A 24,761-nucleotide genomic window follows, 5' to 3' on the forward strand; every position below is an offset into this window, starting at 1 on the left:
GTCGCCTCGGGCATATTCGGAGGCCGTGGCGGTCACGCACCGCTATCCTTGGCCCAAGTATGTCCACTCCATCCCCGCTCGGCGCGTTGCGCGCCCGCCTGCCCGAACTCATGTCGCGCGACCAGCACCGGTTGCGGCGGCGGCTCGACGGTGCCCGCAACGCGCGTGACAAGGACAAGGTCGCCGCGCAGATCACCGCCGACATCGAGGCGGCCGAGCTACGTGTGCGGAACCGGCGCGAGAGCGTCCCGGCGATCAAGTATCCCGAAGAACTGCCGGTCAGCCAGCGCAAGGACGACATCGCCGCGGCGATCAAGGACCACCAGGTCGTGATCGTCGCCGGGGAGACCGGCTCCGGCAAGACCACCCAGCTGCCCAAGATCTGCCTCGAACTCGGCCTCGGCATCCGCGGCCAGATCGGGCACACCCAGCCGCGCAGGCTCGCCGCCCGCACGGTCGCCGAGCGCATCGCGAGCGAGCTGGACACCGAACTCGGCCAGACGGTCGGCTACAAGGTGCGGTTCACCGACGAGTCCGGGCAGAACACGCTGGTCAAGCTGATGACCGACGGCATACTGCTGGCCGAGATCCAGACCGACCGGATGCTGCGTCAGTACGACACGCTGATCATCGACGAGGCGCACGAGCGCAGCCTCAACATCGACTTCATCCTCGGCTATCTCAAGCAGCTCCTGCCGAGGCGTCCCGATCTCAAGGTGATCATCACTTCGGCGACCATCGACCCCGAGCGCTTCTCGAAGCATTTCGGTGACGCGCCGATCGTCGAGGTGTCCGGGCGGACGTACCCGGTCGAGGTCCGCTATCGCCCGATCGTCGACCCCGATGATCCCGACGGCGATCCCGACCGTGACCAGACACAGGCCATCTGCGACGCCGTCGACGAGCTGATGGTCGAAGGGCCCGGTGACATCCTCGTTTTCCTTTCCGGGGAACGGGAAATCCGTGACACGGCCGACGCGCTGTCCAAACAGGACCTGCGCTCCACCGAGATCCTGCCGCTGTACGCGCGGCTTTCGTCGGCGGATCAGCATCGGGTGTTCCAGCGCCACAGCGGACGCCGCGTCGTGCTCGCGACCAACGTCGCCGAGACGTCGCTGACCGTGCCGGGCATCAAGTACGTGATCGACCCCGGCACCGCGCGGATCTCCCGCTACAGCCACCGGACCAAGGTGCAGCGGTTGCCGATCGAGGCGGTCTCGCAGGCGTCCGCGAATCAGCGCAAAGGCCGATGTGGACGGACCTCGGACGGTATCTGCATCCGTCTGTACTCCGAGGACGACTTCGACGCGCGGCCCGAGTTCACCGATCCCGAGATCCTGCGCACCAACCTCGCTTCGGTCATCCTGCAGATGACCTCGCTCGGGCTCGGCGACATCGCCGCGTTCCCGTTCGTCGAGCCGCCGGACCGCCGTCAGGTCACCGACGGGATCCAGCTGCTGCAGGAACTCGGCGCGTTCGACCCCGAGGCGACCGACGACCGCAAGCGGCTCACCGAGACCGGCCGCAAGCTCGCGCTGCTCCCGGTCGACCCGCGCATGGCGCGGATGGTGCTGGAGGCGGCCACGAACGGCTGCGTACGCGAGGTCATGATCATCGCGGCCGCACTGTCCATTCAGGACCCGCGTGAGCGCCCGGCGGAGAAGCAGCAGGCCGCTGACGAAAAGCACGCGCGGTTCGTCGACAAGACCTCGGACTTCCTGGCCTACCTGAACCTATGGGAATACCTGAAGGAACAGCAGAAGGCGTTGTCCAGCAACCAGTTCCGCCGGTTGTGCCGCAACGAATACCTGAACTACCTGCGTGTGCGCGAGTGGCAGGACATCTACAGTCAGCTCCGCCAGCTCGCGAAGCCGCTCGGTATCACGCTCAACTCGGAGAACGCCGACCCGCAGCACGTGCACACCTCGCTCATCGCGGGCCTGCTGTCGCACATCGGCCTCAAGGACCCTGCCAAGGGCGACTACCTCGGCGCGCGGAGTGCGCGTTTCTCGGTGTTCCCCGGCTCGGCGTTGTTCAAGAAGCAGCCGCGCTGGGTGATGTCGGCGGAACTCGTCGAGACGTCGAAACTCTGGGGCCGCGTCAACGCCCGCGTCGAGCCGGAGTGGATCGAACCGCTGGCCGCGCACATCGTGAAACGGTCCTATTCGGAGCCGCACTGGGAGCGCAGGCAGGGCGCGGTGATGGCCATCGAGAAGGTCACGCTGTACGGCATCCCGCTGATCGTCGACCGCCGCGTCAACTACGGCCGCATCGACCCGGAGCTGTCTCGCGAGCTGTTCATCCGTCACGCGCTCGTCGACGGCGACTGGACCACCCGCCACCACTTCTTCGCCGAAAACCGCGCGCTGCTCGAAGAAGTCGAAGACCTGGAGAACCGCGCACGCCGCCGCGACATCTTGGTCGACGACGAGACCCTGTTCGAGTTCTACGACCAGCGTGTACCCGCCGACGTCGTGTCGGCACGGCATTTCGACAGCTGGTGGAAGAAGGCCCGGCACGAGCAACCGGACCAGCTCAGCTTCGAAAAGCACATGCTGATCAACTCGTCCGCCGGCGATGTCAGCGAGCGGGACTACCCGGACATGTGGCGCCACGGCGGCCAGACGTTCAAGCTGACCTACCAGTTCGAGCCGGGCGCGGACGCCGACGGCGTGACCGTGCACATCCCGCTCGCGGTGCTCAACCAGGTCACCGAGGACGGTTTCGACTGGCAGGTGCCCGGCCTGCGCGAGGAACTCGTCACCTCGCTGATCAAGTCGCTCCCGAAGCAGATCCGCCGCAACTTCGTCCCGGCGCCCGACCACGCGAAGCTCGTGCTCTCGCGCGTCAGCCCGGCCGACGGGCCGCTGCTCGACGTCGTCGCCGACGAACTCGAAGCACTACGCGGCGTCGAGATCCCGCACGACGCGTGGCAGCTGTCCGCTGTCCCGGAGCATCTGAAGATCACCTTCCGCGTGCTCGACAAGAACAAGAAAGTCGCCGAGGGCAAGGACATCGAGGCCCTCAAACGCGATTTGAGCGGCGAGGTCCGCGCGTCGATCTCGGCGGCCGCGAGCTCGGTCGAGAAGGCGGGCCTGACCAAACCGGCGTTCGGCGAACTGCCGAAGGTGTTCGCGGGCAAGCGCGCGGGCCACGACGTCAAGGCGTACCCGGCACTCGTGGACGAGGGCGAGACGGTCGCCGTGCGCCTGCTCGACACCCCCGCCCAGCAGGCGCACGCCATGTGGGCGGGCACCCGCAAGATGTTGCGGCTCAACGTGCCATCACCGGTCAAGTACGCCGTGCGCAACCTGAACAACCAGGCCAAACTCGTCCTCAACCGCAACCCGCACGGCAGCGTCGCGGCACTGCTGGAGGACTGCGTCGACTGCGCGATCGACAAGCTCGTCACCGACAACGGCGGTCCGGTCTGGGACGAAGCCGGTTTCGCTACACTGCAGGAAAAAGTCCGCGCCGGCCTCAACGCCGGAACGCTGACGGTGCTCTTCGAAGCCGAGCGCATCCTGCGCGCCGCCAACGACGTCGAGACCCGGCTCGCCGACACCCGAGGCCCCGCGGAGTCGCTCGCGGACATCCGCGCCCAGCTGAAAGGCTTGGTACACGCGGGTTTCCTCGCCGAAACCGGCCAGGACCGGCTGCCGAACGTCACGCGCTACCTCCGCGGCATCGAACGCCGTCTGGAGAAGTTGCCGACCGAGCCGACTCGCGACCTCCAGCGCATGGCCGACATCGCGTGGCTGCTCGGCGAGTACAAGAAGGCACTCGACGCCCAGCCGCCCGGCACTTCGTCGCCCGCGCTGCGTGATGTGCGGTGGATGATCGAGGAGCTGCGGGTCAGTTTCTTCGCGCAGACGCTCGGCACCGCGTATCCGGTGTCGCTCAAGCGTGTGGTCCGCGCGCTCGACGACGCGACCGGCTAGCTTGTACTCGTGGGTAACATGCGCTGCATGAACCTTCGCGGGAAATCAGTGTTGATCACCGGCGCGACCGGCGGTCTCGGCCAGGCCATCGCACGCAGGCTGCGTGCCGAAGGTGCGGACCTCATCCTCACCGGGCGCCGCGCCGGGGTGCTCGAAGGCTTGGCGGGCGAGATCGGCGGCCGGGTGATCGCGGCCGACCTCGCCGACGCCGCGGAAGTGGAACGGCTTGCGAAGGAGTCCGGCGACGTCGACATCGTGGTCGCCAACGCGGCGCTGCCCGGCGGGGGCGTGCTCGAGTCGTACACCACCGATGAGATCGACCGGGCGCTCGACATCAACCTGCGTGCGCCGATCGTGCTGACCCGCGTCTTCGGTGAGCCGATGCTCGCGCGGGGGAGCGGGCACATCGTGTTCATCTCGTCGTTGTCCGGCAAGGTGGCCGCGCCGGCGAGTTCGCTCTACAGCGCGACGAAGTTAGGCCTGCGTGGCTTCGCGCTCGGCCTGCGTGAGGACTGGAACCCGCGCGGCGTCGGCGTCAGCAGTGTGAACCCCGGCTTCATCCGTGACGCGGGCATGTTCGCCGACGGCGGCGCTCAGCTTCCGCCCGGCGTCGGCACACGCACGCCCGAAGACGTCGCGGCCGCGGTCGTGCGCGCGATCCGCGACAACAAGGCCGAGATCGACGTGGCGCCGCCGGTGCTCAAAGCCTCGACGCTCTTCGCCACCATCGCCCCGCAGACCGCCGCCCGCGTCGCACGCCGCATCGGCTCCGACCGCATCGCGCACCAGATGGCGGAAGGTCAGCGCCACAACCGCTGAGAGGTCGTGAGTGTTCCCGGCGGTGAGAACCGTTGGGAACACTCACGAGTCCTAATCAGTTCTGGGAGTGGGCTATCCGGCACACTCCTGGTGGTAGCCGGTCGGCGGGTGAGCACTCGGATGTCCTGGACGCTTGAGTCCTGATGAAAGACAGTGCCCCTGCTGGTGGGCCGGGAGAGTTGATCGCTGATGGGATGTCGTGCCCCGCGTGTTCGTGGTGGGAAGCACTGTTTGATTAGGTCGCTGAGGTTCTCCCGCTGGCTGCTGTAGGTGATCGAGATCGGGAGGACTTTTGCGGCTTTTCGTGGGAGATGACTGGGCTGAGGACCACCACGATGTGGAGGTGATGGACGCCGCGGCCGTCGGCTGGGCAGAGCCAGGCTGCCGGAGGGTGTGGCGGGGATGGCCCGGCTGCATACGATGATCGGTGAGCTGATCGGTGACGACGCCGACGAAGCCGAGGTGCTGGTCGGGATCGAGACCGACCGGGGTCCGTGGGTGCGGGCGCTGGTCGCCGCCGGGTACACGGTGCTGGCGGTGAATCCGTTGCAGGCGGCCAGGTTCCGCGACCGGCTGGGTGTCTCGGGTGCCAAGAGCGATGCCGGTGACGCGCATGTGCTGGCCGACATGGCCCGCACCCACGCCCACGAGCTGCGGGCGGTCGCCGGTGACAGCGCCCAGATCGAGGCGGTGAAGGTGGTTGCCCGCACCCACAAGACGTTGATCTGGGAACGCACCCGCCACACGCAGCGGCTGCGGCACGCGCTGCGGGACTATTTCCCCGCCGCGCTGGCCGCTTTCGATGACCTCGACGCCGCCGACACCCTGGAACTGCTGGGCAAGGCCCCGACCCCGGCCCAGGCAGCCCGGCTGACGATCGCTCAGATCAGCGCCGCGTTGAAACGGGCGCGTCGCAAGAACATCGCGGAGAAAGCAGCCGCGGTCCAGGCCGCGCTGCGCGCCGAGCACCTGGGCCAGCCCGAAGTGGTGGCGGCCGCTTACGCCGCCTCGGTTCAGGCGCTGATCGCGGTCCTGAACGTCCTCGACACCCAGGTCAAAGCCCTGCAAAGGCAGGTCGATGCCTATTTTGGGCAGCACCCGGCCGCTGAGATCATCCTGTCCCAGCCTGGTCTGGGGTCGGTTCTCGGCGCCCGGGTGCTCGCGGAGTTCGGCGACGACCCCGACCGCTACGCCACCGCCAAAGCCCGCAAGAACTACGCCGGGACCTCCCCGATCACCCGAGCGTCGGGCAAGAAGAAAGTCGCGCTGGCCCGGTTCATCCACAACGATCGGCTCATTGACGCGTTGCTGACCCAGGCGTTCAGCGCGCTGCGCTTCTCGCCCGGGGCACGCACCTACTACGACACGCAACGCGCCCGCGGCAGCGGCCACAACGCCGCCCTGCGCCAGCTCGCCAACCGACTCGTCGGCATCCTCCACGGATGCCTCAAAACCGGCACCCTCTACAACGAGACAACCGCCTGGTCGCACCACATCACCTCCACCGCGGCTTGACATCTACGGACCTGGGATGTCTTTCAGCTGACGAACTGCCAGGTGACCTTGGTGCGGCCTTCGTCGCGGTTGGCGATCTTGTCGAAGGCGGCCGGTGACAGGTCGATGTCGCCGAACTTGCCGGGTGGCTGCGGTGAGTCGGAGCGGTCCGTGACGGTGGCGATCACCGACTCCGAGCCGTTGGTGATCCGCGCCTTGCGGCCGCACAAGCTGCTCGAGTTCGGGTTGCCGCCCGGCGCCGGGTCGAACATCGAGGCGGGCAGGGCGAAGACGAGGTCGCTGTTGCTGTTCGTCCTGCCGCAGGCTCCCCTGCCGGTGAAGTCCGTGACCGTGGCGTCGTCGTCGATCGGCACTTTGCCGAGCGCCACTGAGCCCTCGATCGGGTGAATGAGGAAGGTGTCGGCGTTGACGAAGGCGGTGTCGAGGATGGCGACTTCGCCGTCGTCGCAGGAACCGGTCCGCATCTGCAGCACCAGCGCGGGATCGATGGCTTCGAGTTCGAGGTTGTCGTAGACGCGGACGTACGGGCCGTGTGTGGTGGGGAGGTCGACGCAGTCGGCCAGCCCGAGTGTCACGTCGGCGTCGAGGATCTGGAGTGTGTGGCCGTCCGCGGTTTTCAGGCAGAGTGAAGCGGGGACCAATTTGCACAATGTGTAGGAAGGCACCCAGGTCATCACCTCGACGCCGGCCCGCGCCGTGGTGGTGGTGCCGAGAACGAGCGACATCGTCGCCAGTACACAAAGGAACTTTCTCATGCTTGCCTCCTTTGGCGAGCACGAGTCTAGGCTTGGCGGAACGCCAATGGCGGCAGGGTGAAAGGTGCCATTGGACGGTCGGAAACCGGTAATCGCAGGGGTTATTTGGCGTCGGCGTAACTGTCCACTGTGGTGATGTGCAACGGAAAGTGGACCGGGCAGGACGGGCCGAACATCAACCGGGCCGCTTCGGCGACGCTTTCTTCGATCTTCCGGGTGACTTCTTCCGCCAATTCCTCCGGCGCGTGCACCAAGACCTCGTCGTGTTGGAAGAACACCAAATGAGCGGGCGAGGGAAGATTTTGCCGCAGTATCGCCAGCATCACCGCCGTCATGTCCGCCGCGCTCGCCTGCACGACGAAGTTCCGGGTGAACCGGCCCCAGCCGCGGGAGGCGCGGCGGGCCTTCGTTTCCGCCGCCGAGTCTTCGGTGGCGCCGCCGGTCAGCGCACGCCAGGCCTCGGACGGGGCGGGGGAGGTGCGGCCGAGCCGGGAGCGGACCCGTTCGCCGCGCTCGCCCGCCTGCGCCGCGTGCTCCACATAGGACACCGCCTCCGGGAAACGCTGGCGTAGCAAGGCGAGCAGCGGGCCCGCCTCGCCGGAGGTGCCGCCGTACATCGCCGAGAGCATCGCGATCTTCGCGCGCGAACGGTCGTCCCGGTCGTCGCTGGCGGGCGGGACGTAGCGGGCGCCGGAGAACATCGCCTTGGCGAGCGAGTCGTAGAGGTCGGTCGAGCCGGAGACCTCGGCCAGCCTCCGGTCACCGGACAGCGCGGTGAGCACGCGGGGTTCGAGCTGGGCGGCGTCGGCGACGACCAGTTTCCAGCCGGGGTCCGCGCGGACGCAGCCGCGCAGGGTCTTCGGGATCTGGAGCGCGCCACCGCCCCGGCTCGCCCAGCGGCCGGACACCACGCCGCCGACCACGTACACCGGGCGGAAGCGGCCGTCGGAGACCCATTCGTCGAGCCAGCCCCAGCCGTGCGCGGCGTACAGGCGCGCGAGTTCCTTGTACTCCAGCAACGGCGCGACGGCCGGATGGTCGATGCCGCGCAGCAGGTGCGCCCGTGCCGACGGCACCTCGATACCCGCGCGGGCGAGCGCGCGCACGACGCTGGGCGGGGAGTCCGGGTTGACCGGGCGGCCACCGAACGCCTCGCTGATCTTCGCCGCCAGCTCGACGAGCCGCTTCGGCCGCTGCCCCGACGGCAGGCGAGGGCCGAATGTCTCGGTGAGCAGCGCGGCGTGCACGTCCGCGCGCCAGGGCAGCCCGTCCACCGACATCTCGGCGGCCGCCAGCGCGCTCGCCGATTCGGCGGCGAACAGCAGCCGCAGCCGGTCGGCGTGCGGCGTTTTGCCCGCACGCCGTTCCTGCTCGTCGAGCACCAGCGCCGCGGCCTCGACCATCCGGACGCCCTCGGGCAGCGACGGCCCGCGCGTCTCGAACAGCGTCGGCTGCTTGTCCTCGCCGTGCGCCGGGCCCTCGACGGGAGGCTCCTCGCCACGCAGCCGCGCGAGCGCCGCGATCAGGCTGCGCGACTCCGACTCCCTGCCCTCGTGCATCAGCAGCAGACCCTCGGCCAGTGCCAGATCGTGGCACCGCCGCACCCGAACCCCGGCCCGCAGCAGCACGGGATACGTCTGTTCCACCGACGCGAACACCCAGCGCGGCGCGTTCTCCCGCTCGATCTCCGCCGCGGCCCGCGCGAACTCCTCCGCCGAAAGGTCCCGTCTGTCCAGTCCGGACCCGGCTAACGCGTACCGTCCATCTTCCTCCGCTCCCGCGATCACCCGCACCTGAGCATTGTGCGCCTGCCCACCGACAGTTTCCGCGCGCCATGATCACGACCTGACATTCAGCGAACGGCCTAATGCGTTCGTTCAGGCCGTCGGTTACTGTCGGAAGGAACCCCATACCGACGGTACGTCGAAACCGTGGGTATGGGGTGCGCGTTCGGTCCGCAGCAACGGAGGTGCCCGGATGAAGTACCCGCCCAGCGTGTCCGAGATCGCCGGCAAGGTGACGGAGACGCTCCGCAGCATCGAGGTGATGTGGCAGGCAGGGCTGGTCCCGTTTCCCCGGGTGGACGAGGGGCTGCGCTCGGTCGTCGCGGTCCGCAAGTACGGCCCGTTCGCGGGCGCGACCCAGATCGCCGCGCGGCGTGACCCACGAGCCGTCGGCATCGTCGACGAGCTCGGTCCGCTGACCTTCAAGCAGCTCGACCAGCGCTCCAACGCGCTCGCCAGGGCCTGGTCGGAGCGCGGTATCAAGCCGGGCTCGGTCATCGCCGCGCTCTGCCGTGACCACCGGGGCCTGGTCGTCACCATGCTCGCCGCCGGCAAACTCGGCACCCGCCTGTTGCTGATGAACACCGGTTTCGCCAAGCCTCAGCTGGCCGACGTCGCGTCGCGTGAGGGCGTCCAGGCGCTCGTCTACGACCAGGAGTTCACCGGCCTGCTCGACGCGGTGTCCCCGGACGTCGACCGCTACCTCGCGTGGGTCGACGGCGACCGTCCCGACGAGGACACCCCGGTGCTCGAGGAGCTCATCGCCAGCACCGACGACCGCGCCTGGCCCGCGCCGGCGAAGCCCGGTGGTTTCGTGCTGCTGACCAGCGGCACCACCGGCACACCGAAGGGCGCCCCGCGCGCCGAGACCTCGGTGCTGCACTCGGCCCAGTTCCTCGACCGCATCCCGCTGCGCTCGGGCGAGGCGATGTTCATGGGCGCGCCGCTGTTCCACGGCACCGGGCTTTCCCAGTTCATCCTGGCGTTCGCGCTGGGTTCGACCGTCGTGATGCGGCGCAAGTTCAATCCGGAAGAGACGCTGCGTGGCATCGCCGAGCATCGATGCACCTCGCTCGTGCTGGTGCCGACCATGCTGCAGCGCATCGTCGATCTGCCCGCCGAGGTGCTCGGCCGCCACGACACGTCGTCGCTGCGGATCGTCTTCGTCGCGGGCTCGGCGCTGTCACCGGACCTCGGCAACCGCACGACGGCCGCGTTCGGCGACGTCATCCACAACCTCTACGGCTCGACCGAGGTCGCGGTGGTCACCGTCGCGACCCCCGAGGACTGGCGCAAGGCGCCCGGCACCGTCGGCCGTGCGCCGGTCGGCTGCAAGGTCGCGCTGTTCGACTCCGGCGGCAAGCCGGTGACCGCGCCGCACACGGTCGGCCGGGTGTTCGCGGGCAGCGGCCTGTCGTTCGGCGGCTACACCGACGGCCGCACCAAGGAGATCGTCGACGGCCTGATGTCGACCGGCGACGTCGGCCACTTCGACGAGGACGGCCTGCTCTTCATCGACGGCCGCGACGACGAGATGATCATCTCCGGCGGCGAGAACGTCTACCCGATCGAGGTCGAGCACCTGCTCGTCGAGCGTGAGGACGTGCTGGAGGCGGCCGTGATCGGCGTGCCGGACGCGGAGTTCGGCCAGCGGCTCAAGGCTTTCGTCGTCCGCACCGAGGACTCCAGTTTGGACGTCGACGGCGTGCGCGAGTACGTGAAGTCCAACCTGGCGCGCTACAAGGTGCCGCGCGAGGTCGAGTTCCTGGAGGAGTTGCCGCGCAACGCGACCGGCAAGGTCTTGCGTAACAAGCTTTCCTAGTCCCACTCGATGCCGAAGACGCCGGGCCCGAAGTCGAGCGCGACGGCGTGCACGCCGCCCGCGGCGTCCAGCTGAAGCTCCCGGCGGTCTTCGGCGAGCCCGGTCCGTGAGTACTGCCAGCATTTGCGCGGGGTGTTGGCCTCGTCGAAGCGGACCTCGAGCAGGTACTCGCGCACCGGGCGGCGGAACTCGCGGTAATGCGTGTTCCGGCACTCCGGATACGGCGGTCCGGAGTTGGCGAGCGAGTACTCGATGAGATGGGTCTCGCCGCGGTTGATCGCGCGCTCGAACAGCAGCTCGGCGACCAGCAGCCCGTGCTCGGACGCGGCCGTGCGGCCGACACTGCAGTTGCGCAGCGCCTCCAGCGACGGGGGATCTGCGTCGGGGTCGCCCTGGGCATAGACGAGTAGCCAGCGGTCCTGGCCGTCGGCGTCCGCCTGGAAGACCGCGCGTGCGGTCACGGCGCGCTGGCCGCCGTCGGGCGCGATGTCGCACTGGTCGTGCAGGCCGACCAGTTTCAGCTGGTGACGCAGGTCGAGCGCGTCCGGCGCGCCGACCTGTTCCAGCAGCGCCTGCAGCTCTTCGCGGGGGAAGGTCAGCGGCTGATCTGCGGTGCGCAGATTTCTGCGGGAGGATGAGCCACGGGGACGCGGTGGCGGCAGCAGGCCGAGCAGCGCGCCCGACGGGATCGACAGCAGCTCTTCGAGCACGCGCACGGCGGACAACGAACTCGCTCGTTCGGGTTGGCGCTTCCCTGACTGCCAGTAACTGAGCGCGGTCACGCTGACGGAGACGCCACGGGTCTGCAACCGGGCCTGGATCCGGTCGAGACTGAGTCCACTCGCCTCGATCGCGGACCGCAGAGCGGTGGCGAACGTGGTGATTCCGGAGCTCATGTGCTGGATGACCGCCCCCCCGCTTCGGTAACAACACGAACAACATTATCAGTTTGAAGTAACGATCTGCCTACGCTCATCACCTGGACCCGTTACTCCGAAGAGTGCCTGTTACCTACTCCGAATGGCCTAGTACTGGTAACTGTGAATCATTGCCCAGCCGCGAGAGTCACGATTGGCTGACTGCCAGCAACGTCATGACATACCGGCAGAAAGGGACCCAATGGGCAACTCTCACAGGTACCGGCGAGCGGCGATCGGGATCACGGTCGCGGCCGTGGCGGTGGCCACCGCCGCACCGGCACTGGCAGCCCAGCCCGAAGGCCAGATCCGTGCGGCGGGCGGCGCCGACGCGGTGAGTGACAGCTACATCGTCGTTCTGAAGAAGGCGGACGTCGTCGCGCAGGCCCAGAACCTCGCCTCGAAGTTCGGCGCCAACGTCGGCCGGACCTACGGTGCGGCGCTGCACGGCTTCTCGATCCACGCCAGCGAGACCGAGGCGAAGCGGCTCGCCGCCGACCCGGCCGTCGACTACGTGGTGCAGAACCGCCGGTTCCACATCTCCGACACCCAGCAGAACCCGCCGTCGTGGGGTCTCGACCGGGTCGACCAGCACGACCTGCCGCTGGACAGCAAGTACACCTACGCGACGAAGGCCGACAACGTCACCGCGTACGTCATCGACACGGGTGTCAAGGCGACCCACAAGACGTTCGCCGGCCGGGTCTCCGGTGGCAAGGACTTCATCGACAACGATGACGACCCGACCGACGAGCAGGGCCACGGCACGCACGTCGCGGGCACCATCGGCGGCACGGAGTACGGCCTGGCCAAGGGCGTCAAGATCGTCCCGGTCCGTGTTCTCGACGCCAACGGCAGCGGCACGACCGAGCAGGTCGTCGCGGGCATCGACTGGGTCGCGGCCAACGCCAAGGGCGCGTCGGTGGCCAACATGAGCCTCGGCGGCGGCGCGGACGACGCGCTCGACTCCGCGGTGAAGGGCGCCATCGCCAAGGGCGTCACCTTCGGCGTCGCGGCGGGCAACGAGTCGCAGGACGCCAGCAAGGTCTCGCCTGCCAGGGTCAAGGAGGCCATCACGGTCGCCGCCTCGGACAAGACCGACAAGCAGGCCAGCTTCTCGAACTTCGGCGCGTCGGTGGACATCTACGCGCCGGGCGTCGGAATCACCTCCAGCTGGGGCGTCGGCGGCGACGACGCCACCAACACCATCAGCGGGACCTCGATGGCCACGCCGCACGTGGTGGGCGCCGCGGCGCTGTACCTCTCGGCCCACCCGGACGCCACCCCCGCGCAGGTCGCGGACGCGCTGACGGGCAGCGCCACCTCGGGCAAGATCACCAACCCGAGCTCGGGCACCCCGAACAAGCTGCTCTACATCGGCAGCTGACCGCTCGTTGAAGCCCGAAAGCCACTTTCGTCAGATCGCATCTGCCGAAAGTGGCTTTCGGGCTTTTCCGGGCCGGGCGCATACCGACTGGTTGGTCAGGTTTGTTACCAGGCGGTAGGGTGCTGGCCATGCGGAAGAACATCGTCATCACGGGCGCGAGTTCCGGGCTGGGCGAGGGCATGGCCAGGCTGTACGCCGCCCAAGGTCGCAACCTGGCGCTTTGCGCCCGCCGGACCGATCGGCTCGACGCGCTCGCCGAGGAGCTCAAGCCAGCCACCGTGGTCACCCGGGGGCTGGACGTGAACGACCACGACGACGTCTTCACCGCGTTCAAGGAGTTCCGCGAGCAGCTGGGCGGGCTGGACCGGGTGATCGTCAACGCCGGCATCGGCAAGGGCCAGCCCATCGGCACCGGCCGGTTCGACGCGAACAAGCAGACGCTGGAGACGAACCTGGTCTCCGCGCTCGCCCAGTGCGAAGCGGCGCTGGAGATCTTCCGCGAGCAGAACCACGGTCACCTCGTCGTGGTGTCGTCGTTCGCCAAGCTGCGGGGGATGGCCGGGAACACCACCGCGTACGCCGCCTCCAAGGCCGGGCTGTCCTCGCTCGCCGACGGCATCCGCATCGACCTGGCCCGTACGCCGATCAAGGTCACCGCGCTGATGCCGGGCTTCATCGAGTCGGGGATGAACGTGCGCGACGGCCGCAACCCGCTGGTCGCCAAGGCGGAGACCGGGGCGAAGGCGCTGGTCAAGGCGATCGAGACGGAGAAGGCGAAGGCGTACGTGCCGACCTTTCCGTGGGCGCCGCTCAGTGTCGTCTTCCGGGTGCTGCCCGACGCCGTCATGCGGAAGCTCGTATGAGCGACAAGACCGTGGCCGTCCGCACCGAGGACGCGTTCGACGTCGAAGCCGTGCACGCCTGGCTCAAATCCCGGGTCGATGGGCTCGACGGCACGCCCGAGGTGCGCCAATTCCCTGGCGGGGCCTCGAATCTGACCTACCTGCTGTCCTATCCGGACCGCGATCTGATCTTGCGGCGGCCGCCGGCCGGGCACAAGGCGGCGTCCGCGCACGACATGCGCCGCGAATACCGGGTCCAAAAAGGACTCAAGCCGGTCTTTCCCTACGTGCCGGAGGTCAAGGCCTTCTGTGACGACCCCGAAATCATCGGCGGCGACTTCTACGTCATGGACCGGCTCGACGGGCTCATCCTCCGGCGGCAGCTGCCGGACGGCTTTCAGCTGGACGAAGCCGCGGCGCGGGCGTTGAGCGGCAAGGTCGTCGACCGGCTCGTCGACCTGCACGCCGTCGACGTCGAGGCCGCCGGGCTCGCCGACCTCGGCAAGGGTGCCGGGTATGTCGAACGCCAGATCCGCGGCTGGTCGGAGCGCCTGCGCAGATCGCACACCGAGAACGTCCCCGAGTTCACCGAGGTCATGGCCTGGCTCGCGGCGAACCAGCCGGGTGAGGTCAAGATCTGCCTCATCCACAACGACTACCGCCTCGACAACCTGATCCTCGACGACCGGCTCGACATCGTCGGCGTGCTCGACTGGGAGATGGCCACGCTCGGCGACCCGCTGATGGAACTCGGCAGCACGCTCGCGTACTGGGTGCAGGCCGATGACGACGACGGCATGAAGGCCAGCCGCCGCCAGCCGACCGACCTGCCCGGCATGTACACCCGCCAGGAGTTCGTCGAGCACTACGCGCGGCGCACCGGTCTCGGCATCGGCGACTGGCGGTTCTACGAGGTCTACGGCCTGTTCCGGCTCGCCGTCGTCATCCAGCAGATCTACTTCCGCTTCCACAACGGGGACACGCACAATCCCCGGTTCAAGGACTACTGGCAGTTCGTCGGCTATCTCGACTGGCGCTGCCGCGAGATCATCAGCAAGGGAAGTGCGTGAATGGGCGCGATCTACCTGGTCCGGCACGGGCAGGCCTCGTTCGGCGCCGCCGACTACGACCAGCTGTCCGAGCGCGGCTTCGAGCAGTCCACTGTGGTCGGAGCCGAACTGAAGCGGCGCGGCGTCGAGTTCGCGCAGGCGCGCTCGGGCTCGCTGTCCCGGCAGCGTGACACGGCCGCGACCGCGCTCAAAGAACTCGGCAGCGACGTGAAGGTCGTCGAAGATTCGCGCTGGAACGAGTACGACCACGTCGAGATCGCGCGCCACCACGCGGGCGGCGCTCAGCAGGGCGATGATTCTCGCGCCTATCAGCAGGCACTCGACGTCGCGCTGACCGCGTGGTGCGACGCGGGCGAAACCGGCCCGTGCCTGGAAACCTGGCCCGCGTTCCTGGCCAGGGTCACCGCGGCGACGCACGAACTCGCCGCCGATCTCGGCAAGGGCGAGAACGCCGTCGTCTTCACCTCCGGCGGCGTGATCGCGACGGTCTGTGGCGCGCTGATGGGCACGCCTGCCGCCGGGCTGGTGAAGCTGAACCGCGTCACGGTGAACGGGGGGATCACCAAGCTGATTTCCGGCCGTGGCGGTGTCACACTGCTGTCGTTCAACGAGCACCCGCACTTCGAGGCGGAGAACGCGGGAATGCTTACGTATCGTTAGGGGGTGTTTCTCGGATGGGGCACGCGATAGCCGCGCCCAGGCGGCCCCTGGCGGCACCGCGGAATCACCCGAGTACAACCCGGTACGAGGGCGATCCCACGGCACCGCCAGGAACCACCTGGATCACGACTCTCATCCCACCCCATCCGAGAAACACCCCCTAGGAGGACCCGATGCGGTTCGGCGAGGTCAAGGTCATCCCGGTCGGCGGGCACGGGCCGGAGGACGTCGTTGTCGATGCCGAAGGCCAGGTCTACACCGGCCTCGCGGACGGCCGGATTCTCCGGCTGAGTCCCGACGGCTCGCGGATCGAGAAGATCGCGCACACCGGCGGCCGCCCGCTCGGCCTCGAACTGCACGGCGAAGACGAGCTGCTCGTCTGCGACGCGAACCTCGGCCTGCTGACCGTCGGCATCAACGGCGGCAAGGTGACCACGCTCGCCACCGAAGCGCTCGGGCTCAAGCTGGTGTTCTGCAACAACGCGGCCGTCGCGCAGGACGGCACCATCTACTTCACCGACTCCTCGCGCCGCTTCCCGATCACGCACTGGCGCGACGACCTCATCGAGCAGACCGCGGGCGGCCGCCTGCTGCGCCGCGACACCGACGGCACGATCGACCTGGTCGCCGACGGCCTCCAGTTCGCCAACGGCGTCGCGCTGCCGCCGGACGAGTCGTTCGTCGCGGTCGCCGAGACGGGCTCGTTCAAGGTCACCAGGGTCTGGCTGACCGGTGACAAGGCGGGCACCGTCGACACGCTGCTCGACGACCTGCCCGGCTTCCCCGACAACATCTCGACCGGCAGTGACGGGCTGATCTGGGTCACCCAGGCGAGCCCGAAGGTGCCCGCGCTGGACGTCGTCCGCAAACTCCCGTCACCGTTGCGCTCGCTGGTCCGGTCGCTGCCGCCAGGGCTGCAGCCCGCGCCGAAACGCGAGGTCGGCGTGCTGGGCGTGGCGGCGGACGGGACCGTCGAACGCGAGCTCAGGGGTGAGATCGACGGCTGGCACATGCTCACCGGGGTCCGCGAGCACGGCGGCAAGCTCTACCTCGGCAGCCTGGACGAGCCCGCCATCGCCGTGACCAGCGTGTAGGACGCGCTACCCCCTAGGGGTATCATCGGTGGTGTGGCGAGTGAACAGATCGAGCTGGTCGTCGGCGGGATGACCTGCGCGTCGTGCGCGGCCAGGGTCGAGCGGAAGCTCAACAAGCTCGAAGGCGTGTCCGCGACGGTCAACTACGCGACCGAGAAGGCCATCGCCTCGGTCCCGCGCGGCACCGATCCGGCGCTGCTGATCGGCACCGTCGAGAAGGCGGGCTACACCGCCGCGCTCGAACAGCCCGACGACGAGATCTCCGAGCACGTGCTCGGTACCCGCCTGCTGGTGTCGGCGCAGCTCGCCTGGCCGGTGCTGGTGCTCGCCATGGTGCCCGCGCTGCAGTTCCCGTACTGGCAGTGGGCGTCGCTGCTGCTCGCCACGCCGGTGGTGCTGTGGGGCGCGTGGCCGTTCCACAAGGCCGCGGTCAAGAACGCGCTGCACGCAACGTCCACAATGGACACTCTGGTTTCGATGGGCACGCTCGCCGCGTACGGCTGGACGCTCTACGCGCTGTTCTTCGGCGACGCGGGCACGATCGGCATGACGCACGGCTTCTCGCTGTCCGCGGGCGGCGGCAGCGCGATCTACCTCGAGGTCGCCGCCGGTGTCACCACGTTCCTGCTCGCCGGGCGCTACTTCGAGGCACGGGCCAAGCGCCGCGCCGGTTCGGCGTTGCGCGCGCTGCTTTCCTTGGGCGCCAAGGATGTCGCGGTGCTGCGTGACGGCGAAGAGCACCGCGTGCCGATCGCCGAGCTGGCCGTCGGCGCCGAGTTCGTCGTGCGGCCCGGCGAGAAGGTCGCCACCGACGGCGTGATCGTGCGCGGGGTGTCCAGCGTCGACACGAGCATGGTCACCGGTGAGTCGGCGCCGGTCGAAGTCGGCGAGGACGACCCGGTCATCGGCGGCACGGTCAACCTCGGCGGCAGGCTCGTCGTCCGCGCGACGAAGGTCGGCGCGGACACCCAGCTCGCGCGGATGGCCAAGCTGGTCGAGCAGGCACAGACCGGGAAAGCTCAGGTCCAGCGTTTGGCGGACCGGGTTTCGGCGGTGTTCGTGCCGGTCGTGCTCGGGCTGTCACTACTAACGCTCGGCGGCTGGCTGGCGTTCGGCGACGGCATCGAGCCCGCGTTCGTCGCGGCCGTCGCCGTGCTGATCATCGCCTGCCCGTGCGCGCTCGGCCTGGCCACACCGACCGCGCTGCTGGTCGGCACCGGCCGCGGCGCGCAACTCGGCATCCTCATCAAGGGCCCGCAGGTACTCGAATCGACCCGCCGCATCGACACGGTCGTGCTCGACAAGACCGGCACGGTGACCACCGGCAAGATGACACTGCGCGACGTCCACACCGCCGACGGCACCGACCCGGCCGAGGTGCTCCGCCTGGCAGGCACGGTCGAGCATGCGTCGGAACACCCTGTCGCCCAAGCGATCGCGGCCGGCGCGCGCGAGAAGTTCGGCACGCTGGACGAGCCGTCGGACTTCACCGCGCTCGAAGGACTCGGCGCACGCGGCGTCGTCGACGGGCTCGAGGTCGTCGTCGGCCGCCCGCAGCTGTTCGACGAGATCGCCCCCGGCCTGGCGAGCCTGCGTGCTCGCGCCGAGCAGGACGGTCACACGGCCGTGCTGGCGGGCTGGAACGGCCGCGCGTACGGCGTGCTCGCGGTCGGCGACACGGTCAAGCCGTCGGCCGCCGAGGCGGTCCGCGAATTCCACGCGCTCGGCCTGCACCCGGTGCTGCTGACCGGCGACAACGAGACGGTCGCCAAGGCCGTCGCCGCCGAGGTCGGCATCGACGAGGTCATCGCGGGCGTCTTCCCGCAGGGCAAGGTCGACGTGATCCAGCGACTGCGGTCCGAAGGCCACGTCGTCGCGATGGTCGGCGACGGCGTCAACGACGCGCCCGCGCTGGCCACCGCCGACCTCGGCATCGCCATGGGCACCGGCACGGACGTCGCCATCCACGCCGGTGACCTGACGGTCGTCCGCAGCGACCTGAACGCCGTCGCGGACGCGATCCGCTTGTCCCGCGCCACTTTCCGCACGATCAGGGCCAACCTCGGCTGGGCGTTCGGCTACAACGTCGCCGCGCTCCCGCTGGCCGCGCTGGGCTTGCTGAACCCGATGATCGCCGGCGCCGCGATGGCGTTGTCCTCGGTGTTCGTGGTGACGAACTCCTTGCGGCTGAGGCGTTTTCGCTAGAGCCAGCCCGCGTCGCGGGCGATGCGGATCGCGTCGATGCGGTTGCGCGCGCCGAGTTTGCCGATGCCGTTGGACAGGTAGTTGCGCACGGTGCCGTGGGACAGGATGAGTTTCGCCGCGACCTCTTCGAGCGACGACCCGGTGGCGACCTCGCGCAGCACGCTGATTTCGCGCTCGGTCAACGGGTTCTCGCCGCGTTCCAGTGCCGCCGCGACCAGCTCGGGCGTGATCGCCCAGCCGCCGCCGTAGACCTTGCGGATGGCGACGGCGAGTTCGCCGACGGGCGCGTCCTTGATCAGGAAGCCGCGCACGGAGGCCTCCAGCGCGCGCCGGAGATTGCCGGGATTTCCCAGCGCGGTCAACATGATCACCCGGCAGCCGGGGAGCGTGCCGGTGAGCTGCTCGGCGGCGCTGAGGCCGTCGAGGCCGGGGAGTTCGATGTCGAGCACCGCGACGTCGGGGGTGGACCGCTGTGCCGCGGCGAGGATCTCGTCGCCGCGGGAGACCTCGGCGATCACCTCGATGTCGTCCTCCAGCGAGAGCATCGCCACGAGTGCGCCGCGCACGAGGTTCATGTCCTCGGCGAGCAGTACCTTGATCACTTGTTCTCCTTCACACCGGTGATGTCGCGCAGGTGCGCCGCCGACGCCTCGGCGAGTTCGACGAGTTTCGTGATCTCCAGCGCGGCCGCGGCGGGATCGCGGTCCAGCTCGGCACCGGCCCGCTCGCCGAGTTCGGCGATCTTGGCCATGTCGAGGCCCAGCGTGCCTTCGACCTGCCGCAGCACCTGGTTCCTGGTCCGCACGCGCAGCGACTCGGCCAGCTCGGGCACGGCGTCGCGCAGATGCTTGGTGTAGGCGATGACCCTGGCGAACACGTACAGCTGACCGCCGAGGATCAGCACGAGCGCCGGATCCTTCCAGGAGGCCAGCGGCTTGTCATAGGGGATGCTCGCCACCACCACGGCGCCGAACGTGATCAGCGACCACGGCGGGCGCAAGGTGAACAGCAGCGCCGACGCGAACAGGATCGGGCCGACGCGGGCGCCGAGGCCGATCGCGGGCAGCTGCAGCACCGTCAGCACGCCCATCGCGACGAGCATCCAGACGGGGGAGCGGTCGCGGTCGTAGGTCATCCGGAACATCGCCAGTTCGAGCGCGACCTGCGTCGACAGCAGTACCAGGCCGACCGTGGCCTGCACCGGCGGCAGCAGCTGGAAGTTCTTGAGCACGAACGGCAGCTGGATGGACAGCAGCAGCGCGAAGGCGGCCGCTTCCAGCACACGCAGGCGGAGAGTCAAGCCGAGGCGGTTCATCGTGACGGCACCTCCACCACGAGGCGGAATCCGGCGCCTGTGGTGACCTTGCTGCGTCCGCCGACCATCGCGACCCGTTCGACCAGCGCGTCCAGGCTGCCCGGCGCGCCGCCGTCGTTGACCAGCTCCAGCCGGTACGCGCTGCGCTCGCCGGTGACCGTGATCGTGCACTCGCGCGGCGTGCTGTCGGCGAGGCCTTCACGGACCGCCCAGGCCAGCACGTTGTCGACGACGGGATCGAGGTCGGCGCCGACCCGGATGTCGGCGCGGCACCGGCCGCCGGCGAGCGCCAGCCGCCTGCCCGCTTCGGCCGTCTCGGCGGTCAGCGACAGCGGGCGGCCCGCGGTGGAGAGCTCGTCGAGGTCGGCGCGGGAGAGCCGGGCCATCGTGGTCAGCTCGGCCAGCAGCCTGGTCGCCAGCGCCGGGTCGGTCGCGGCGACCGAGGCGGCCATCCGGCCCTTGGCCGCGATCGCGCCGAGGCCGTCGGCGAGCACGTCGTGCGCCTGCCTGGCGGCGGCGAGCCGCTCACCGGTGCTGGTCAGCTCGGCGAGCTCGGCACGCACCGCGCGGACGTCGCGGATGAGGATCGGCAGCTTGGCGAAGAGGTATGTGGCGAGACTGAGCGAGAGCAGGCCGGGCACCGCGAACGGGCCCCACGGCGCGAGCCGGTCGACCACGGCCAGCGCGCCGATGGCCACGCCGAACACCACGCCACCCCAAGGCTGGCGCACGGACACGAGCAGCGCGCCGGTGAAGAAGCCCAGCAGGCTCGGCCACGGCCCGGCAGGCACGAAGGTCGCCGCGCCGAGCAGCGCCTGCGCGAGAAGCGTGAGCGGCAGGAAGCGGCGTTCACCGGTCACGTGCCGCAGATGCAGCACGCTGAACAAGGCGGTCAGCGCGAGGCCGAGCCACATTTGCCGCGCGCTCGCCGAATTGACCGCGGCGACGAAAGCGAAATTGGCGAGCAGCGCCACGGGACCGAATCGGGCGAGCCGATCGGCCGTGATCTCCCGCATTCGCTTACTTTCTTTCCCGACGGCGTCTGTACCCAGATCGTCCACGGCGGGTTCGGTGCGGCGGTAGTGTCGAATGTCAACCAGAATGCGTGAACCCCCGATCTCCCACCGGGAAATGCAGCTGGCGCAGGTGCGTGCCCTGCGCCATGGTGAGCCGGACCACCTGTTCGGTGGACGTCAGCTCGATCGCGCAGGCGCCGCCGGTCCGTCCGGAGAGAACTTCGTTGACCCAGGTGTGCAGCTCGGTCGTCAGCTCCTTGCGCAGCTGGTTCGGCACGGCGGCGACCTCGGTCCGGCAGTCGATGCCCGCGGCCGCGAAGAGGTCCGCTGCCGCCGCCACCTCGCCCGCGAACGAGGTCTCGCGGTAGCCGCGCGCGATCCGGCGCACCTCGGCGCCGGTCTTGCGGGCGATCGTCACGACCTTCTTGATCTCGCGCGCGGCGGCGGACGGGTCGTGCGCGGCGAGTATCCGCGCCTGCTCGGTGCCCGCGGTGATCGCCGCCAGATGCCCGCTGAGCGCGCTTTCGACGTCGGTCGTGAGCCTGCTGCGCTCGCTGTCGACCGCGAACGCGATCAGCTCGGTGCGTGACTCGTCGAGCTCGCGCGCGACCCGCAGCGCCTGCGCGCACAGGTAAAGGAAGCCGCCGGTCACGAAGGTGGTGGCCGGGCCGTCCCACCAGATCTCGCCGAACGGCACGGCCAGCGCCACGACCGCGGCGAACGCGGCCCTTGCCCACTGTGGACCCTGTGGACCCACGGTCAGCAGCACCGCGCAGGCGAGGAAACCCGGACCGCTGACCGCGTTCCAGCCGGGTACCAGCAACTCCGCCGCGCTCAGCACGGCCAGCGCGGCTGGCGTGCCCAGCGACGGTGTCTGTCCATTGCGGACGATCCGGAGCAGGTTCAGCGCGAGCCCGGCCTCGGCCGCGAGGATGACCAGCGCCGTGATGATCCAGTGCGAGGCGATGCTGATCGTTTCCAGCGCGGGGCGGGCCACGGTCGCGGCGACGACCACGAGCAGCGCGAGCTGGAACCGCTGGGCGACGGTCATGACGGCAGCCGGACGATGAGCGTGAAGAGGCCGTCGTCGGCCAGGTGGACCTCGCAGGTGCCGTGCACGGCTCTCGTGCGCTCGGCCAGCCCGACGAGCCCGGAGCCCGCACCGTCACGGGTGGCCGGACCCGTGTGGTTGGTCATCTCCAGCCGATGCCAGTTCTCGTCGTGGGTGAGGGCGAGCGTGCACCGGCTCTCGGCGCCGTGGCGCAGGATGTTGGTGACGCCCTCGCGCACGGCCCAGGCGAGCACGTTCTCGATGCCGGGATCGAGGTCTTCCGGCAGGTCGATGTCAGTCCGGCAGTCACGTCCGGCGGCGACCAGCAGCGACCGCCCGGACTCGACCTCGGCGCTCAGCGACCGCGGCTGGGTCCCCTTGGCGACGCGGTGCGCGTCCTCCTCGGCGCTCCTGGCGGCCTCGGCGAGTTCAGCGACTTCGGCCGCCGCGCGCTGGTCGCCCTTGTCGAGCAGCAGCGCGGCGAAGTCGCCTTTCAGCGCGACGGTGGTGAGGCCGCGGCCGAGCAGGTCATGGACGTCGCGGCTGATACGCAGGCGTTCGCCGGTCACTTCGAGCCTGGCCAGCTCGGCTCGGGCGGCCCGCGACATCGCGAAGATCGCGGGCGTGCGCGCGATGGCGTAAGACCCGGCGCCAACCGCGATCGTCTCCAGCAACACGGGAACCGGCTCGCCGGTGATCCAGTGGATCAGCGCGGCCTGCGCGGCGATCGCGGCGCTGAAACCCAGTACGCCCCAAGGCTCGTTGAGCATCAGCAGAAACGCCGCGGCCAGGAATCCGGCCAGCTGAGCCGAATGCGCGCCCAGCACGGGTGGCAGGAAGGTCAGTGCGGTCTGCGCGGCGAGCGACCAGTACGCGTGCTGCGGCGCGCCGCCGCTCACGTGCCGCAGGTGCAGCGGAAGGGCGGCCAGCCCGGCGGCGAGCAGAGTGAGCGCCGCGCCCGTGCCGGGCGTGCCCAGCACCCCGACGGCCAGGAAGGTGAGGAAGGCGAGCGGCGGCGCGGACCTGACCAGCCGTTCGACGGGCAGCTCGGGAACACGCAGCACCTGCCGCATCCGACCCCCAGGCCCGTCACGAGTGATGTCCGAGACTAGCGCGTTCCCAGGTGACGTTTGTCAATCTCAGTCGATGTTGTCGCACACTGGTACACCGACGCGTGAATTTCGAATAATGAACCCGTGGTCATGGGGGCTACACGAGATTTCGGAGGAACCATGCGTCGGAGTTCGATCGGCTCAGCCTGACCGTGACGGGGTCCTTGGCGTTCGGACTTACTGGGGGTGAGTCCGGCCCGCCAAGGACCCCGGCGGTGTCCGGTACCCTCCGTGACCATGTCGACACTCGCGGAACCCTCGGTTTCGGTCACCCGCGGGTGGATCGCCCGGCTCTCACTGGCCAATCTGGGGTTCTGGGTCGCGGTGCTCACGCCGATCCAGGTGCTGCTGCCCACGCAGATCGAGCGCATCGATCCGGCGGGCAAGGAAACACGGCTAGCCATCGTGACCGCGTGCGCCGCCATCGTGTCGATCATCGTCGCCCCGGTCGCGGGCGCGCTGTCCGACCGGACGCTCTCGCGGTGGGGCCGCCGCAGGCCCTGGATCGCGGGCGGCGTCGTGTTGTGCGCACTGTCGTTGGTCGCGCTGCCGTTCGCGGGCGGCGTCGCGATGGTGGCGGTGTGCTGGTCGCTCGCGCAGGCCGGGCAGAACGCGCTGTTCGCGGGCATGAGCGCGACCGTGCCCGATCAGGTGCCGGTCCGCCAGCGCGGGATCGTCTCGGCCTTCGTCGGCCTGCCTGCGCCGCTCGGCCTGGTGTTCGGCGTCTTCCTGGTGACCGCGGTCGTCACGGACCTGACCGGCGGCTACCTCGTGGTCGCGCTGGCACTCGTGCTGCTCACCGCGCCCTTCCTGCTCGGCACAGCGGATGATCGGCTGATTCCGGCGGAGCGCCCGGTGTTCACCTTCCGCTCGTTCTGGATCAGCCCGCGCCGCCACCCCGACTTCGCGTGGGCGGCGATCTCCCGCCTCGCGATCCAGCTCGCGAACTCGATCGCGACCCTGTACCTGCTCTATTTCCTGCGTGACGTCGTGCGTCTCGCCGACCCTGGTGGCGGCGTGTTCCTGCTGACGCTGCTCTACACCGGCGGCATCCTGCTGACCAGCGTGGTCGCGGGCAAACTGTCCGATCGCAGCGGCAAACGCAAGATCTTCGTCGTGGTCTCGTCGGTGGTGATCGCGGCCGCGATGCTGATTCTCGCCGTGTGGCACACGTTCCCGGCGGCGATGGCCGCGGCTTTCGTGCTGGGCCTGGGTTATGGCGTGTACGTCGCCATCGACAACGCGCTCATCACCCAGGTGCTGCCCGGCGCCCGCGACCGCGCGAAGGACCTGGGTGTCATCAACATCGCCAACACCGCGCCGCAGGCGTTCGCCCCGCTGATCGCGGGCGGGGTGATCGCCTTCTCCGGCAGCTACACGGTCCTGTACCTGATCGCGGGCGCGGTCGCGCTGATCGGGGCGGTGCTGGTCCGCCCGATCCGCGGCGTGGCCTGAG

18 protein-coding genes and 1 pseudogene are annotated in these 24,761 nt (G+C 69.3%); 11 read left to right on the top strand and 8 right to left on the bottom strand.

The annotated features are described in order from the left end of the window. The first annotated feature begins 59 nt into the window (after positions 1–59). From hrpA to AB5J62_RS08550, 3 genes and pseudogenes are all read left to right on the top strand, one after another. Positions 60–3,941, top strand: a complete 3,882-nt coding sequence (hrpA, locus tag AB5J62_RS08540; RefSeq protein ID WP_370947591.1) for an ATP-dependent RNA helicase HrpA — start codon at positions 60–62, stop codon at positions 3,939–3,941. Between the two features lie 27 nt (positions 3,942–3,968). Further along, positions 3,969–4,760 (top strand): SDR family NAD(P)-dependent oxidoreductase, encoded by a 792-nt coding sequence (locus AB5J62_RS08545; protein ID WP_370947592.1) that lies wholly within the window; start codon positions 3,969–3,971, stop codon positions 4,758–4,760. A 346-nt stretch (positions 4,761–5,106) separates the two neighbouring features. Further along, positions 5,107–6,275 (top strand): annotated as a pseudogene (locus AB5J62_RS08550) (IS110 family transposase). 23 nt (positions 6,276–6,298) lie between these two features. On the opposite strand, the gene AB5J62_RS08555 reads toward AB5J62_RS08550, so the two are convergent. Then, entirely contained in the window at positions 6,299–7,030 is a 732-nt protein-coding gene (locus AB5J62_RS08555; protein WP_370947593.1) for an RlpA-like double-psi beta-barrel domain-containing protein, read from the bottom strand. A 101-nt stretch (positions 7,031–7,131) separates the two neighbouring features. After that, positions 7,132–8,823, bottom strand: a complete 1,692-nt coding sequence (locus AB5J62_RS08560) for a bifunctional 3'-5' exonuclease/DNA polymerase (RefSeq protein WP_370947594.1) — start codon at positions 8,821–8,823, stop codon at positions 7,132–7,134. A 184-nt stretch (positions 8,824–9,007) separates the two neighbouring features. On the opposite strand from AB5J62_RS08560, the gene AB5J62_RS08565 reads away from it, so the two are divergent. After that, the gene (locus tag AB5J62_RS08565) at positions 9,008–10,636 is read left to right on the top strand and encodes an acyl-CoA synthetase (RefSeq protein ID WP_370947595.1); all 1,629 of its coding nucleotides are present in this window, start codon (positions 9,008–9,010) and stop codon (positions 10,634–10,636) included. On the opposite strand, the gene AB5J62_RS08570 is transcribed toward AB5J62_RS08565, so the two are convergent. Beyond that, a complete protein-coding gene (locus tag AB5J62_RS08570) occupies positions 10,633–11,532 on the bottom strand; it encodes a hypothetical protein (RefSeq protein WP_370947596.1) in 900 nt (299 codons plus the stop codon). The genes AB5J62_RS08565 and AB5J62_RS08570 overlap by 4 nt on opposite strands. A gap of 223 nt (positions 11,533–11,755) precedes the next feature. On the opposite strand from AB5J62_RS08570, the gene AB5J62_RS08575 reads away from it, so the two are divergent. From AB5J62_RS08575 to AB5J62_RS08600, 6 genes are all read left to right on the top strand, one after another. After that, a complete protein-coding gene (locus AB5J62_RS08575) occupies positions 11,756–12,940 on the top strand; it encodes a S8 family peptidase (protein ID WP_370947597.1) in 1,185 nt (394 codons plus the stop codon). A 122-nt stretch (positions 12,941–13,062) separates the two neighbouring features. Beyond that, complete coding sequence (locus tag AB5J62_RS08580) at positions 13,063–13,803, top strand: SDR family oxidoreductase (protein ID WP_370950214.1); 741 nt, start codon at positions 13,063–13,065, stop codon at positions 13,801–13,803. After that, on the top strand, positions 13,800–14,852 hold the full coding sequence (locus AB5J62_RS08585; RefSeq protein ID WP_370947598.1) for a phosphotransferase family protein: 1,053 nt from the start codon (positions 13,800–13,802) through the stop codon (positions 14,850–14,852). The genes AB5J62_RS08580 and AB5J62_RS08585 overlap by 4 nt, the downstream gene beginning before the upstream one ends. Beyond that, the gene (locus AB5J62_RS08590; protein WP_370947599.1) at positions 14,853–15,512 is read left to right on the top strand and encodes a histidine phosphatase family protein; all 660 of its coding nucleotides are present in this window, start codon (positions 14,853–14,855) and stop codon (positions 15,510–15,512) included. It abuts the gene before it with no gap. A 173-nt stretch (positions 15,513–15,685) separates the two neighbouring features. Then, positions 15,686–16,606 (top strand): SMP-30/gluconolactonase/LRE family protein, encoded by a 921-nt coding sequence (locus AB5J62_RS08595; protein ID WP_370947600.1) that lies wholly within the window; start codon positions 15,686–15,688, stop codon positions 16,604–16,606. A gap of 69 nt (positions 16,607–16,675) precedes the next feature. After that, positions 16,676–18,811 (top strand): heavy metal translocating P-type ATPase, encoded by a 2,136-nt coding sequence (locus AB5J62_RS08600; RefSeq protein ID WP_370950215.1) that lies wholly within the window; start codon positions 16,676–16,678, stop codon positions 18,809–18,811. Here the strand turns inward: AB5J62_RS08600 and AB5J62_RS08605 are convergent. The 5 genes from AB5J62_RS08605 to AB5J62_RS08625 form a co-directional block, all read right to left on the bottom strand. After that, on the bottom strand, positions 18,808–19,413 hold the full coding sequence (locus AB5J62_RS08605; protein WP_370947601.1) for a DNA-binding response regulator: 606 nt from the start codon (positions 19,411–19,413) through the stop codon (positions 18,808–18,810). The genes AB5J62_RS08600 and AB5J62_RS08605 overlap by 4 nt on opposite strands. Then, on the bottom strand, positions 19,410–20,126 hold the full coding sequence (locus AB5J62_RS08610) for a hypothetical protein (protein WP_370947602.1): 717 nt from the start codon (positions 20,124–20,126) through the stop codon (positions 19,410–19,412). Before AB5J62_RS08610 ends, AB5J62_RS08605 begins: the two co-directional genes overlap by 4 nt. Then, positions 20,123–21,142, bottom strand: a complete 1,020-nt coding sequence (locus AB5J62_RS08615; protein ID WP_370947603.1) for a sensor histidine kinase — start codon at positions 21,140–21,142, stop codon at positions 20,123–20,125. The genes AB5J62_RS08610 and AB5J62_RS08615 overlap by 4 nt, the downstream gene beginning before the upstream one ends. Positions 21,143–21,218: 76 nt before the next feature. Then, complete coding sequence (locus AB5J62_RS08620) at positions 21,219–22,193, bottom strand: hypothetical protein (RefSeq protein ID WP_370947604.1); 975 nt, start codon at positions 22,191–22,193, stop codon at positions 21,219–21,221. Beyond that, complete coding sequence (locus AB5J62_RS08625) at positions 22,190–23,266, bottom strand: sensor histidine kinase (RefSeq protein WP_370947605.1); 1,077 nt, start codon at positions 23,264–23,266, stop codon at positions 22,190–22,192. The genes AB5J62_RS08620 and AB5J62_RS08625 overlap by 4 nt, the downstream gene beginning before the upstream one ends. 276 nt (positions 23,267–23,542) lie before the next feature. On the opposite strand from AB5J62_RS08625, the gene AB5J62_RS08630 reads away from it, so the two are divergent. Continuing rightward, positions 23,543–24,760, top strand: a complete 1,218-nt coding sequence (locus AB5J62_RS08630; protein ID WP_370947606.1) for an MFS transporter — start codon at positions 23,543–23,545, stop codon at positions 24,758–24,760. The last annotated feature ends 1 nt before the right edge of the window (position 24,761 follow it).

Source organism: Amycolatopsis sp. cg5 (assembly GCF_041346955.1).
In the GTDB taxonomy this organism is placed as follows: Bacteria; Actinomycetota; Actinomycetes; order Mycobacteriales; family Pseudonocardiaceae; genus Amycolatopsis.

Bases quoted from the DNA above. Each gene is read 5' to 3' on its own strand.
- hrpA (WP_370947591.1), top strand. From the start codon at position 60: ATGTCCACTCCATCCCCGCTCGGCGCGTTGCGCGCCCGCCTGCCCGAA.
- AB5J62_RS08620 (WP_370947604.1), bottom strand. From the start codon at position 22,193: ATGACCGTCGCCCAGCGGTTCCAGCTCGCGCTGCTCGTGGTCGTCGCC.
- AB5J62_RS08590 (WP_370947599.1), top strand. From the start codon at position 14,853: ATGGGCGCGATCTACCTGGTCCGGCACGGGCAGGCCTCGTTCGGCGCC.
- AB5J62_RS08610 (WP_370947602.1), bottom strand. From the start codon at position 20,126: ATGAACCGCCTCGGCTTGACTCTCCGCCTGCGTGTGCTGGAAGCGGCC.
- AB5J62_RS08565 (WP_370947595.1), top strand. From the start codon at position 9,008: ATGAAGTACCCGCCCAGCGTGTCCGAGATCGCCGGCAAGGTGACGGAG.
- AB5J62_RS08585 (WP_370947598.1), top strand. From the start codon at position 13,800: ATGAGCGACAAGACCGTGGCCGTCCGCACCGAGGACGCGTTCGACGTC.
- AB5J62_RS08615 (WP_370947603.1), bottom strand. From the start codon at position 21,142: ATGCGGGAGATCACGGCCGATCGGCTCGCCCGATTCGGTCCCGTGGCG.
- AB5J62_RS08545 (WP_370947592.1), top strand. From the start codon at position 3,969: ATGAACCTTCGCGGGAAATCAGTGTTGATCACCGGCGCGACCGGCGGT.
- AB5J62_RS08570 (WP_370947596.1), bottom strand. From the start codon at position 11,532: ATGAGCTCCGGAATCACCACGTTCGCCACCGCTCTGCGGTCCGCGATC.
- AB5J62_RS08595 (WP_370947600.1), top strand. From the start codon at position 15,686: ATGCGGTTCGGCGAGGTCAAGGTCATCCCGGTCGGCGGGCACGGGCCG.
- AB5J62_RS08555 (WP_370947593.1), bottom strand. From the start codon at position 7,030: ATGAGAAAGTTCCTTTGTGTACTGGCGACGATGTCGCTCGTTCTCGGC.
- AB5J62_RS08630 (WP_370947606.1), top strand. From the start codon at position 23,543: ATGTCGACACTCGCGGAACCCTCGGTTTCGGTCACCCGCGGGTGGATC.
- AB5J62_RS08625 (WP_370947605.1), bottom strand. From the start codon at position 23,266: ATGCGGCAGGTGCTGCGTGTTCCCGAGCTGCCCGTCGAACGGCTGGTC.
- AB5J62_RS08575 (WP_370947597.1), top strand. From the start codon at position 11,756: ATGGGCAACTCTCACAGGTACCGGCGAGCGGCGATCGGGATCACGGTC.
- AB5J62_RS08600 (WP_370950215.1), top strand. From the start codon at position 16,676: ATGACCTGCGCGTCGTGCGCGGCCAGGGTCGAGCGGAAGCTCAACAAG.